The 12,530-nt window shown below is 31.2% G+C and carries 13 protein-coding genes; 10 read left to right on the top strand and 3 right to left on the bottom strand.

Translation table 11 applies throughout. The features are described 5' to 3' along the window. Position 1 precedes the first annotated feature (1 nt). From D1818_RS17865 to D1818_RS17855, 3 genes are all read left to right on the top strand, one after another. A complete protein-coding gene (locus D1818_RS17865) occupies positions 2-805 on the top strand; it encodes a DUF4249 family protein (protein WP_118460342.1) in 804 nt (267 codons plus the stop codon). 202 nt (positions 806-1,007) lie between these two features. Beyond that, the gene (locus tag D1818_RS17860) at positions 1,008-2,120 is read left to right on the top strand and encodes a serine hydrolase (protein ID WP_118460340.1); all 1,113 of its coding nucleotides are present in this window, start codon (positions 1,008-1,010) and stop codon (positions 2,118-2,120) included. Between the two features lie 20 nt (positions 2,121-2,140). Further along, entirely contained in the window at positions 2,141-3,010 is an 870-nt protein-coding gene (locus D1818_RS17855; protein ID WP_118460338.1) for a hypothetical protein, read from the top strand. A gap of 179 nt (positions 3,011-3,189) precedes the next feature. On the opposite strand, the gene D1818_RS17850 is transcribed toward D1818_RS17855, so the two are convergent. The 3 genes from D1818_RS17850 to D1818_RS17840 form a co-directional block, all read right to left on the bottom strand. Further along, entirely contained in the window at positions 3,190-4,338 is a 1,149-nt protein-coding gene (locus tag D1818_RS17850) for an NAD-dependent epimerase/dehydratase family protein (protein ID WP_118460336.1), read from the bottom strand. A 261-nt stretch (positions 4,339-4,599) separates the two neighbouring features. Continuing rightward, positions 4,600-5,670 carry an AraC family transcriptional regulator gene (locus tag D1818_RS17845; protein WP_118460334.1) on the bottom strand — a complete coding sequence of 357 codons (1,071 nt, stop codon included), beginning with the start codon at positions 5,668-5,670 and terminating at the stop codon, positions 4,600-4,602. 375 nt (positions 5,671-6,045) lie between these two features. Continuing rightward, positions 6,046-6,786 (bottom strand): hypothetical protein, encoded by a 741-nt coding sequence (locus D1818_RS17840; protein ID WP_118460332.1) that lies wholly within the window; start codon positions 6,784-6,786, stop codon positions 6,046-6,048. A 441-nt stretch (positions 6,787-7,227) separates the two neighbouring features. Between D1818_RS17840 and D1818_RS17835 the strand changes: the two genes are divergently transcribed. The 7 genes from D1818_RS17835 (at position 7,228) to D1818_RS17805 (ending at position 12,519) form a co-directional block, all read left to right on the top strand. Next, a complete protein-coding gene (locus D1818_RS17835; RefSeq protein ID WP_118460330.1) occupies positions 7,228-7,638 on the top strand; it encodes a response regulator in 411 nt (136 codons plus the stop codon). A gap of 46 nt (positions 7,639-7,684) precedes the next feature. After that, the gene (locus tag D1818_RS17830) at positions 7,685-8,230 is read left to right on the top strand and encodes a heme NO-binding domain-containing protein (RefSeq protein WP_118460328.1); all 546 of its coding nucleotides are present in this window, start codon (positions 7,685-7,687) and stop codon (positions 8,228-8,230) included. Further along, a complete protein-coding gene (locus D1818_RS17825) occupies positions 8,223-9,446 on the top strand; it encodes an ATP-binding protein (RefSeq protein ID WP_118460326.1) in 1,224 nt (407 codons plus the stop codon). Before D1818_RS17830 ends, D1818_RS17825 begins: the two co-directional genes overlap by 8 nt. Continuing rightward, positions 9,443-10,576: an FIST signal transduction protein gene (locus tag D1818_RS17820; RefSeq protein WP_118460324.1), complete on the top strand. Its 1,134-nt coding sequence runs from the start codon at positions 9,443-9,445 to the stop codon at positions 10,574-10,576. The genes D1818_RS17825 and D1818_RS17820 overlap by 4 nt, the downstream gene beginning before the upstream one ends. Before the next feature lie 3 nt (positions 10,577-10,579). After that, positions 10,580-11,632 (top strand): ATP-binding protein, encoded by a 1,053-nt coding sequence (locus D1818_RS17815; protein WP_118460322.1) that lies wholly within the window; start codon positions 10,580-10,582, stop codon positions 11,630-11,632. A gap of 237 nt (positions 11,633-11,869) precedes the next feature. Beyond that, positions 11,870-12,193: an ATP-binding protein gene (locus D1818_RS17810; protein WP_118460319.1), complete on the top strand. Its 324-nt coding sequence runs from the start codon at positions 11,870-11,872 to the stop codon at positions 12,191-12,193. A 5-nt stretch (positions 12,194-12,198) separates the two neighbouring features. Beyond that, complete coding sequence (locus tag D1818_RS17805; RefSeq protein WP_118460317.1) at positions 12,199-12,519, top strand: Hpt domain-containing protein; 321 nt, start codon at positions 12,199-12,201, stop codon at positions 12,517-12,519. Positions 12,520-12,530 lie beyond the last annotated feature (11 nt).

Here is a 12,530-nt window from a genome sequence, read left to right as displayed (position 1 = left end):
CATGAAAAAACTACCTATATACATAATATTTATTTCATTTTTCACATTCATAAATTGTGTTGAAGATATTAGTCAGGATTTTGAATTTAAAGAGCAGGTATTTATTTCTGGGTTATTGACCAGCGAGGAGGGTTTTGTTTCTATTCAGGTTCAGAAGACCGTTCCAGTGACTGATACGTCTTTTAGCGCTATAAATGACGCGCAAATATCCTTATTTACCAGAGATGTATCCAATAACACCTCGTTAGTTTCTGATTCTTTTACAATAAATAATGGCATCTATACTACTTCAGAGATGATAACTCCTATTATAGGCAACACTTATTGGATAGAAGTACTATTACAAGATCAAACTGTTCTTATATCCGAAGAGGAAATTTTAAGACCACCAATTCCTATTACGGATATGGTAAAAACCGAAGATAGTATTCGAATTACTTTCAATGGTCCAATCGATGTACAAAATTTCTATTTAATTCATTTAGAAATTCTTAAAGATGGGGTGATAATTTCTGATGAATTGATCGTATCCAATGACAGAATTATCAATGAAGAGGAAGAAAAAATTCTTGTTATTACTGGTATGAATGAAGGCGAAACGTTACGCGTAGACATCAGTAATATTAACTTTACTACGTTTCAGTTTTATAGTAATGTCATTAGTAACCAAGGAAATGAACCGGAAGTATCTTCCTTATTTTTACCTGTCAATCTTGTCGGCAATATTACCAACACTGCAACCGATGAATTAGTTCTAGGCAATTTTGGTGTTGCAGGAGTAACTCCGATTACTATAGATTTCTAAATTAAAATCTTTACAAGGAAGGAAAACAGCTAACCTTAAACATACATTTTTATACATGAATCAGGGTACTAAACTACTCTGACCTTAGCCTCCTTTTTTCAAAAACGAATCAGCATTAATCACATAACTCTTTATTAATAAAAAGGTTACACTTAAAAAGTATACCTCATCAAACATTTTAACAAATAAAAATTTAATTATTATGAAACATTATTGCAAGTACGCAACAACACTGATTTTATTATTGCTATTTATGAGTTGTAACTCTGACGATGCTGTAACAGGTGCCGAAGAAACCGCTTTTACAGGTGAAATCAAATCTATTATTGAAGACAATACCCGGGAATTTCCAGACAACACTGAACTTTCTATTGCAATCATAGATAATGAAAAAACGGAATACATAGGCGTTATTAAAAAAGGCAATACGCTTGAGGTAATAGATAATAAAGATAGGATTTTCGAAATAGGTTCTATAACAAAAGTCTTTACGAGTATATTACTTTCAGATTTGGTAAATAAACAACAAGCAACATTAGATGAGACGTTACAAGAGCAATTCGATTTTACACTAAAAGAAGGAAGTGATATCACCCTTTCTCAATTAGCGAACCACACTTCTGGACTAGAAAGAGAGCCTTCAAACTTTGAATCTGCAGATTATAATTTTGAAGACCCTTTTGCGAACTACACAAATGAATTATTACATAATTATTTAAAAGATGAAGTAGTTCTAAATAACAGTAGCGGTTCTCAATACGAATATTCAAATCTAGGAATGGGACTATTGGGTCATATTATATCAAAGAAGACAGGAAAAACCTATGAGAACCTATTACAGGAAATTATTTTAGAGCCTTTGCAAATGAATAACTCCACATCAGTAGTAGCTACTGTAAATCCTACACAAATAGTAACAGGACTTGATGAAAATGGTAATGAAATACCGAATTGGAATTTTAGCAATGTTATTGTAGGAGCAGGTGGCATTGTATCGTCAGTAACAGATTTGGAAAAGTTCACCCATAAAAATTTCCTAAACGATCCTGTTTATAACCTACCCCAAGCAAGTACATATCCTATTCATGAAGACATTAACATCGGATTGGGCTGGCACATTTTCGAAGATGAAGATATTACAGCCTTATTTCATGGTGGTGGAACTGCAGGTTATGTTTCATTTTTAAGTGTTGAAAAAAGGAACAAAAGAGCAGTAATTGTATTATCTAATGTATCTGCCTTTCACCCCAATTCTGGACAAATAGAAGATTTAGGAATAGACATGCTGTATCATATTTCTGAAGTTGAAAATTAACAAATAAAAATTTAATTATTATGAAACATTATCGCAAGTACGCAACAACACTTATTTTATCAATACTTTTTATCAGCTGTGGTTCAGATGATATTATCGTTATTGATGAACCTATTGAAATATCACAAGAAATTAAAGATTTAATTTATTTCAAAGGAGAAGAAGATGCTTCAACAGTTCTGATCAATGTACAAAGTGGCCCTGATAATAAACTCAGTACCGATGAAGTCGATGAAATTTTCCAAAGTTTTGATACAACAGACCTTTTAGCCGTAAATGTGCATCAAGCACAAACCTTAGATCCAAGTCTATTGGAAGGTGGTGATATCACATTTGATGAAGCTATTAACTATAATGCAGAAAGTGTAGAAATGCTATACAAGGTTGTCAAATATTTTAAAGATCAAGGTAGAACAGTGTATGTTTTAGGAATTTCATTTGGTGCTTTTGTGACACAAGAACTTATTGCAAAAAAAGGAATAGATGTGGCCGACAACTATTTATTAATGGTAGGCAGATTAGATATAGATGATATTATCTGGCAAGCTCTTTCTGAAGGAAGGTTAACGTATTTTGAAAACGGAATTACTCCTATTGTAGAGCAGGAAGTTAGCACAGATGTAACTGTTAGAAATTTGGATAAAATAACAGCTGGATTAGGAATGAATAGATATACCGAACTTCTTAATCCTTTTGAAGACTTATCTAACATCACTTATATATATGGAGAAACTGACCAAGCTGTGGGTAGGCTTACAAATCCAGAAATTGAATTCTTACAGTCTAAAAATGTAAACATCATCACAGGATCAGGAAATCACGATGAAACTATTGATGATTTCGTTGTTCAAGGTTTTGAAGAGGCATTCGGAATACAATTAAAAAATTAATAGCATTGCCATCATAAACAAACAAGGTACAGGTCATTTAAAATGATTACAGTTTGGGGTATTATTTCATAATAAATCCTTGTAAAACTAACTTTAACAAAAAGAGCTTTAGAAATGTTTCTAAAGCTCTTTTTAAACAATAATTTAGCCTTCAATATGGCCAAGCGTTATTACGAATATCACTTTTGCCTTGCATTCCATTTATCAATAATGGATTTCTCCTTATCCATAGAATAATATTTAGTTTTATTTCCTCCTATGAACTCTCCAAATCTAACATCATCGTTTGGATATCTACTTTTGTACCCATTTAATTGATCAGTTATCATATCCACCATAGGTCTGTTAACTAGACCAGCTCCTATAGCTTTTTGAATATTAAAATAATACGATCCTGCCGGTTTAGGTTTCCACAAAGGGACTATTTTATAAGGTAATAATTCATTTTCTATTAAGAAATCTCCATCAATCCAATGTAATTTTTTTGGCATATCTGTAGCTAAAATAAGACTTGATACAAAATCTTTAAACGGTGTTGAATGATACGCCACATTATACTCGCCATAAGTTTTAGTTCTAGAACAATGCAAAATGAAGTTTGACAGACTTTGAACATCTGTTACCTGAATATGATGATCCTGTACATTTGGCAAAAGTATCTCTCCTCCCCTATAAAACCTTACTGGCCAAAAAGGTTCATCATTTGGGTCACCTGGATTGGTAATCCTAAAATCTTTCATTCCATGAGATCTATACATTGTATAGTTATCCATTCTTTCTCTTATAGCCTCCTCAGAAAGAGTTTTTCTTATAGCATATCTAAAATCCTCGCGTATTGTTTTAGGAAATTTTGGGAGTGGATTTAAAGGTTCTGTTTCCTCAATAAATTTCTTATCCCATTTATCATATACGGAAACTGTTGATATATAATGATAATGACCAATACGACCTTTAAATTCATCAAGAAAATCTGCAACTGCTTTTGGAGATTTTTGCCACGTATCTACTACGATATCCCAATGAGTTTCTCTGTACTTTTTATCAATATTCTTGAAGCCTTTTTTATCTTCCTTTTCTCTATCACATATAATAATAGGTAGATTATTAAAAAGTGTCGGATTGGTTTTTCCTCTATTTAATAAAGTTACCTTATAACCCGCCTTTAAAAAAACCTGCACGATACTAGGACCTATAAAACCTCTTCCTCCTAATATAAGTACATTTTTATTTATCGGTTTAATTGTGGTACTAGCTAAAATTTCTATCGGATTTACAAAAGTTAATGCCGAGGCTGCTGCGAATGTTTTAATAAATTCTCTTTTATTCATTTAGTTCTAATATTGAAGGAGTTATTTAATAAACTCTTAAATTTCACAATCACTATTAAATTCTTAAAAAGAGAACTTGGATGACCATATTATAGATCATTATTATTTTCTCTTTTTTACATTTTGTAGTTCAGGATAAACAATACCATTGAATATATATTTATCAATAGGATTTTTGGATACCGTCGCTATTAACGGTAACATTATTTATTACTGTGAAACAAATATTGAAGTTTTAAATGATGTATTAGAAGGTATTAATTAATTCGTACTCATTTCTTTCTTATACTGCCCAGGTGTTTTTCCTGTTTGTTTTTTGAAATGATAAAAAAATACAGACTTAGAGTTAAATCCGCTATCATAACCTAAACCTTCCATGGTCAAATAAGAGCTTTCTCCTTCTCTAATTTTAAGAGTAGCATATTCAATTCTTTTCGTGTTGACCAAATCATAAAAAGTAGTTTTCATTTCAGAATTGATTACCTGAGATAAATGATGCTTACGAATATCTATTGATCTGGATAACTTTGTCAAAGAAAAATCAGGATTTAAGTATGATTTGTTTTCTTTGAAGTATTGATTGATTAGGTCACTAATGTTATTTATTTCATTTGTCTTTAGTGGACTGTGTTTATATTTTCCTTTATTAGAACTTAGATATTCAGATACTTCTTCTGGTTTATAAATAGTTCCATACTTCAACCCATAAAAACCAATTATCATTACTAAAACAGTATAACGAAGTACATCTACAAATTCAAAATATGACACACCTACACTCAACTCTGTAATAAGTCGTATCACACTAACTCCCATACTGACTAGGAAAATAATAGCAGCGGTTTTAATCCAGAAATATTCTAAAACTGAACTGTTAGAAGTCTTGGATTTTAAAAACCTTATCTTACTCTTGAAATCATACAGTATAAAAGAAGGATACAAAATTAATGAAGTTAGCTTCACGATAAGAAGTATCACTTCCCAATTGGGTTCATGAATATCTTCCACATAAAAACATCCTATAAAAAAGAACAAAAATGGGATGAAATGCAAAAGACTCTTTCTTGTAAAACGTTCTCCAAGAATTGAATTTGAATAGAATAAAAAAAATGGACCGTGCAAGAAACTAATAGTCATTATTAATATATCTATACTAGTAACTTCATAAAACTCAATGCCCAGTTTTAAGGATAAATGAATTGAAAACACAAGAAACCAGACCATCAGTATCCAATCTGATTTGTTTCTCTCCTTTTTTAAAAAAATTAATAAGGTAAATAATATACTTTGAATTGCACCAATTCCCGAAACTATAGCAACTGAAGTGCCCATTTAATGATTTTTTTGAAGGATCTACACGCATTGCTAAAGTAGCAATTATTTAACTTTTTCCAATTGGGAGTCGAATAAATGGGTGGTTGCAAAAGAATCGGTAATATACTAAATCAAAAGATCAAAGAATTTCTGGAGTTAGTCTTTACATCCTTTCTAATGAGTAACTTTCTTCTTAATTTCTACACCAATCTTTATGGGATTAAATGTAAATGAAATTATACTTAGATTAATAAGGCTAATACCAATAATAGAGGTACTAGATAGTAGTTAATTTTAGAAAAGTATTATACCTCTCCATGAGCCTATTACATGAGCTGTTTGGTGATAACAAATAAGTATATCTAATAACCTTACTTTGAGTATAGCCGGAAACTACTGTAGTTTTTGATTCTGTACGAAATCTTTTAAAACATCTTTGAGAACCAGTCTATCATTTTCGGCATTTCTTATCAATTTGTTTGCATCATTCTCAAACAAGGCATAGTTAATCTCGATTAAGCGTAATTTTTTAGTTAGTACGGCTTTCTTTTTTAGCTCCTTATAATATTTTATTTGGGCTCTACGCGCTTTTTCTTTCTCATCTAACTCATCAGTAGCTTTATTTTTTCTAAAAAACTCAAGAACCAATTTTAAGTCTTCATAATAGGCATCTAAAGGAAGTTTTGTTCTTCCTTTTCCTCTTTTATGAAGATTCCCTACTAAGGTATCAAAAGTATGTTTTCTTGACGCTTTTTGTTGTAATAACTCATCACATAAATTTACTAGATAATACTCATCACTGTTCTGGATAGCTAGTAAATTTTGTTCTTTTTTAGTGACAGGACTTATTAATTCTTTTGGTTCATACTTCTTGCCAGCTCTTACCAAATACCAATAGATGGTATCGGACCTTCTTTCTGCATGTACAGATGGGATTTTAGCAAGCTCTGATTCCAAATCTAATTTTCGTAATACTTTACGCATTGGCAACCCCTTTTTATTGTCTTTTTTAAAAATTCCCGCTTCAATTAATGCAGGCATAATTTCTTTTACAGGAATCCAATCTACAGAAGGGTTTGTATTAAAATAATGAGTTATTACTTCATTAATCTTTACTATATTTTCTTCACTCATAACTTTTAATCTTACCAATTAATTTGGGATTATATAAAAACCTTGCTCTCATTAAGGTATAATTTTTCAAAAGTAATGTATTATCGAATACTTCTCCTATATCTCTTGGATAGAAAAACAATAAAGAAGGCTCTTTGGATATTTCCAAAAAACCCAGGTCAATAACATTTGAATTTTAAGCAAGATTATTTTCAATCTAAAAACTGCCTATAAGTATTGAAAATAGGAATAAATGTGACAAGTACCATACGTGGGATAAACTTCTCATCCTGTCTAGAAACAGTAACCATTATAAAAAATCTAAAATCCATTCGTCTACAGTAAACTACCACTCGTCGATAGTTTAAATGATTCTAACGATGACTAAGAGATTACGTCCCTAAAATTATTGAATTTTACGGTATAAGAGCTATATCCATAAGTGTAAAACTGATACCTAAAATGAAAAATTTAAAAATCCTATTAATCGAAGATGACGAGATAGAAAGAATGAAGTTCACAAGAGTTCTACAGAAGAACAATTATACATGTAAACTAGAAGAAGCTACAAACGGCGAAGAAGCCATAGAAATTCTTGAAGATGATACCAAAACTCCGGATATTATATTGCTGGATCTAAATATGCCAAAAATGAATGGTATCGAGTTCCTAAAAAGTTTAAAAAGTAACGACAAATTAAAATATGTTCCGGTCATAATTTTGAGTACTTCTAACAACCACCAAGATCTGAAAAGATGCTACGAAGAAGGGATTGCGGGGTATTTAGTAAAACCATTGAAGTATGAAGATTATGTAGAAAAAATAAAATCTTTGATAGAATATTGGGGAAAAAATGAGTTAATTTCTGTCTGAACTACCAGAAAACTCGTAACTTAACATACCAATTTAATACTATATTATGAAAGGAATTGTTTTTACTGAGTTTTTACAACTTGTCGAGGATAAGTTTGGTCTAGAAATGGTGGATCGAATTATCGAGGAATCTAATTTACCATCTAATGGAATTTATACGTCAATAGGAACGTATGAATTTTCAGAAATGTTAAGTCTTATTACCAATCTAAGTAAAAATACAGACATTAAAACAGATGATTTACTACTTACCTATGCAGAACACTTTTTTAGTGTATTAGCTTCAAACTATCCACAATTGATAGAGCGCTATGAGAACCCGTTAGACATGTTAGAGTCTATAGAAAATCATATTCACGTGGAAGTAAGAAAAATTTATCCTAGTGCTGAGCTTCCTACCTTTCAAGTATTAGAAAGAACACCTGATACTTTATCCATGATCTATAAATCAAGTAGAGCTATGTATAGCTTTGGGCTGGGTTTAATGAACAAAACATTTGAACATTTTAACAAAAGGGCTGTTATATCGTATGATAAATTAAAAGATGATGGAACCGAAGTTAAATTTATGATTCAAATGAAAAATGGGTGAAATTAATCCTGATATACTACAAAGAGCACTTGCTAGGGAAAAAGCAGCTCGTAAACAAGCAGAGGGAATTCTAGAAGATAAATCAAGAGAACTATATTCGGTTGCTCAAGAATTAAAAGAGGTAAATGAACAGTTGAAAGATGTTCTAGCCAAAAAAAATTCTGAGCTTCAAGGAATGTCTGATAATCTCGTAGATGCTTATGTTCTAATGAAAGTTAATGGTGATATCATAGAGATGAATGATGCAGCAAAAGAGCTATTTGGTTATGATGTTAGCACAGAAAAGATTAATGTAATGTCTCTTATCTATAAAGATGATTTTAACTATGCCATGGAATCCTTTCAGAAATTAGTTACAGAAGGATCTTTTACAGATTATGTAGCCAGAGTAGTTACCAAAAGTAATGGTATTAGAACAGTCCATATTAATGGAAGTGTTATTAGAGATAAAGATAGTGTTGCGATTGCTGCACAAGGAATTGTACGGGATATAACCAATCAGATAGAGGCTGAAAAATTAAAAGAAGAATTACTTAAGAATTTAGAGCAAAGTAATAAAGAATTAAATGATTTTGCTCACGTGGTATCTCATGATCTAAAATCTCCTTTACGGAGTATGAATGCTCTTATTAATTGGTTAAAAGAAGATTATGAAGATAAATTGGATGAAAATGCGGTAACCTCTTTTAATTCTTTACTTAATAAAATAGAAAAAATGGATCATATGATCGACGGAATTCTAAGTTATTCTAGTATTGATAGGAATGAAAAAGCAGGAAAAGAAGTGAGTTTGGATAAAGTAGTATCTGATATATTAGAAATGATTTACGTCCCAGAAACATTTAGTATTAATATTCATGATACGCTTCCCATAATGATAGGTGATCGATTTAGATTTCAACAATTATTTCAAAATATTATCAGTAATGCGATAAAATATAATGATAAAGAAAAAGGAATTTTGGACATTAAATGTATTGATATCGGTGATTTTTGGGAAATTACTCTTGCCGATAATGGTCCAGGAATTCCTGAGGCATACCACCGCAAAATCTTTGAGATTTTTCAGACGGCACAAGATCAATCTAAGTCTACCGGAATTGGACTATCTATTGTAAAAAAGATAGTTAATATGTATGGCGGAGAAGTCGATGTATCGTCACAAGAAAACAAAGGCACCACTTTTTTATTCACTCTTAAAAAACTTTCTTTATGAAAATTCAACAGTACCAAAGAAATAAAAATGGTAATTGGATACCAACTAAAAAATCTAATGAAAAGCTTAAAAACCCATTGGTATTAGTATTTGGAAATCGATTTATTATAGAAAGAGAGCCCATTTTAGACGAAATAAAGGCTTTGTTTAATGAAAGTGAAGTGATAATAGGCTCTTCTGCAGGAGAAATTCTGGGAGCAAATGTTACGGAAGATACTATTTCTTTAACAGCCATAGAGTTCGAAAATAGTATAATTAAATTAGGTCATCAAAACATTTTGGATACTCAGAAAGATGCTTTTGAAGCTGGAAAAAAATTGGCAGATCAATTACCTTCAGAGAATCTGAAACATATTTTTATTGTTAGTGAAGGTAGTTATGTTAATGGCTCTGCTTTAATAGATGGGATAGAAGCGATACACAAAGATATACCTTGTACGGGAGGATTATGTGGAGATGATGCTAGGTTCGAAAAAACATTAGTAGGATATAATGAAAATCCAAAAGAAGGAGAAATTGTAGCAGTTGGCTTTTATGGAGATAGTTTACAGATTACAAGTGCTCAATATGGAGGATGGACTCCTTTTGGACCAGAACGTGTAATCACAAAATCAGATAACAATGTATTATTTGAACTAGACAATCAACCAGCGCTAGATTTGTACAAGAAATATTTAGGCGATAAAGCCTCAGAATTGCCGCAATCAGCACTTTTATACCCCTTAAGTGTAAAAACAGAAGGAAGAAAAGAAGCAATAGTAAGAACAATTCTTTCTATTGATGAAGAAAAGAATGCAATGATATTAGCAGGTGACGTGCCAGAAGGGTCCGTTGTTCAATTAATGATGGCTAATATTGATAAGATTGCTGATGGAGCTTCTAAAGCTGCAGAAATAGCTATGGAATCTAGAGACAAAGATCCGCAATTAGCATTATTAGTAAGCTGTATTGGAAGAAAATTAGTAATGGATCAAAGAGTAGAAGAAGAAATTGAAGAAGTAATAGAAGAAGTAGGAGAAAATGCAGTAATAACTGGTTTTTATTCTTATGGAGAGTTAGCACCATTTAGTAATAGTACAAGATGTGAGCTTCACAATCAAACGATGACTTTAACCTTATTGAGTGAATAAAGAATGAATTCATTATTGAAAAGGCAGATAAGAAAAAAATTATCTGATGATTTAAAAAATCATCCTGAAATCCAGGAGCTTTTGGCTGCAATTGATAGCTCGTATAACACCTATGAAGAGCAGTTTTCTATGTTACAAAGAGCGATGTCAATAAGTTCGCAAGAATTATTTGATGCTAATATACAGTTAACGGAAGAAGCGAAACAACAACGATTAGTTATAGAACGACTAAATGATGCTATAAAAACACTTCGATCGATCGATAATAAAAAAGACACAGAAGTAGCAACAAATATTGAAGATCTTACAGGTATTGAATTAGCTACGTTGATTGAAGAACAGGCAGCTAAAATCTCTGATTTTGAAAAACAGAGAGCTAAAATGTTGAAGGACTTAGAAAAAAGTAATGAAGAATTAACGAGTTACGCACAAGTTGTTTCTCATGATTTAAAATCTCCATTACGAAATGTAAGTGCATTAATAACCTGGATAAAAGAAGATGCAGATGAGTTGAGCGGAACTGTTTTAAGTCATTTTGGGCATATAGAACAAAATATTGAAAAAATGGATAGTATGATTGGAGGAATTTTGGAATATTCTCTGATCGATAAAAAAGATAAAATTGTAAATGAGGTAAATCTTAATGTGCTAATATATCAAACTATAGAGTCATTGCACGCACCGGATTTTATAGAATTTAGTATAGATAATAAGCTTCCGACAATAAGGAAAGATCCACATAGGATCAAACAGTTGTTTCAAAATTTGATTAGTAATGCAGTCAAAGGAATGGATAAAGAAGAAGGGTATATCTATATTGGATCAAAAGAAGAAGAAGAGTATTGGGAATTTTACATAAAAGATAACGGGAAGGGAATACCGGAGAAATATCACGAAAAGATTTTCAAAATATTTCAGAGTATTGATTCTACAAAAGAGTCAACCGGTATTGGACTATCCATAGTAAAAAAAATCATAGACTACTATGAAGGAAAAATTTGGTTGGAATCTGTCGTCGGAAAAGGAACTACCTTTTTCTTTACGATAAAAAAATAAAAAAATATGTTTATAAGTTCTACAGACCCTCATCATGTAGCAGTTATAATAAGGGAAAAGCGGCAGGAAGAAAAGTAATTTTAACGGTGCCGGAAAAAGCAACACTAGATATACCTCAATTAATAGATGAATTAAATAAACTGGAGGTTCAGTTTATGGGAGGAATATTTCCGAAAATTATTTATCAAAATGGGATCTATTGACGAAGGTGTCGTTGTCAATTTTGTTAACTGAGTAGTGACTCTTTTTGTTACTCAAAACTTAAAAGAAAAAGATTTTACAATTCCTTCTGTCCATTTAGATAAAGAAAAAGGAGAAATTTATATTAATGATGAAGAATCATATATAAATTGTAGTGTAAGGGATAATGGAAAGGGAATCCCTGAGAAATATCGCGAACGAATTTTTCAGCTATTCGAAAGTATAGATTCTAAAAAGGAATGTATTGGTATTGGATTACCCATTGTGAAGAAAATTGTAGATTATGATAAGGGTGATATACGATTAGAATCAGAGGTTGGTGTTGGTACTACATTTTTCATCAACCTACAAAAAGAGTAAAAACCATGGTAGAAACCCCTAATTTAAATTACATTAAAGATCTTGCCGCAGGTTCTGAAGAATTTGAACAAAAGGTAATTAGAATAATAAAAAAAGAATTTCCGGAAGAAAAAAAAGAATTTTTAAAAAATTATAATGCAAAAGCTTATATTGAAACTGCAAAAGATGTTCACAAGCTAAAGCACAAAATTGGCATGTTTGGATTCGAGGCAGCGTATAAAGTTACTGTTGACTTCGAAGAAGGTTTAAAAAAAGATGATATCTCATTATATCCAAAATTTATGCTAATTTTAGAGAGTATTGAAGATTTTTTGAAGATTGTATAAAAACATTACGC

The sequence above is a fragment of the Aquimarina sp. BL5 genome (genome assembly GCF_003443675.1).
In the GTDB taxonomy this organism is placed as follows: domain Bacteria; phylum Bacteroidota; class Bacteroidia; order Flavobacteriales; family Flavobacteriaceae; genus Aquimarina.
The sequence above is the reverse complement of the archived record's forward strand: the minus strand, read 5'-3'. Positions and strand labels throughout refer to the sequence as shown.

Coding starts and splice junctions, on each gene's coding strand:
- D1818_RS17825 (WP_118460326.1), top strand. CDS start 8,223: ATGGGTGAAATTAATCCTGATATACTACAAAGAGCACTTGCTAGGGAA.
- D1818_RS17840 (WP_118460332.1), bottom strand. CDS start 6,786: ATGAGTGAAGAAAATATAGTAAAGATTAATGAAGTAATAACTCATTAT.
- D1818_RS17850 (WP_118460336.1), bottom strand. CDS start 4,338: ATGAATAAAAGAGAATTTATTAAAACATTCGCAGCAGCCTCGGCATTA.
- D1818_RS17865 (WP_118460342.1), top strand. CDS start 2: ATGAAAAAACTACCTATATACATAATATTTATTTCATTTTTCACATTC.
- D1818_RS17835 (WP_118460330.1), top strand. CDS start 7,228: ATGAAAAATTTAAAAATCCTATTAATCGAAGATGACGAGATAGAAAGA.
- D1818_RS17855 (WP_118460338.1), top strand. CDS start 2,141: ATGAAACATTATCGCAAGTACGCAACAACACTTATTTTATCAATACTT.
- D1818_RS17860 (WP_118460340.1), top strand. CDS start 1,008: ATGAAACATTATTGCAAGTACGCAACAACACTGATTTTATTATTGCTA.
- D1818_RS17830 (WP_118460328.1), top strand. CDS start 7,685: ATGAAAGGAATTGTTTTTACTGAGTTTTTACAACTTGTCGAGGATAAG.
- D1818_RS17820 (WP_118460324.1), top strand. CDS start 9,443: ATGAAAATTCAACAGTACCAAAGAAATAAAAATGGTAATTGGATACCA.
- D1818_RS17815 (WP_118460322.1), top strand. CDS start 10,580: ATGAATTCATTATTGAAAAGGCAGATAAGAAAAAAATTATCTGATGAT.
- D1818_RS17845 (WP_118460334.1), bottom strand. CDS start 5,670: ATGGGCACTTCAGTTGCTATAGTTTCGGGAATTGGTGCAATTCAAAGT.
- D1818_RS17805 (WP_118460317.1), top strand. CDS start 12,199: ATGGTAGAAACCCCTAATTTAAATTACATTAAAGATCTTGCCGCAGGT.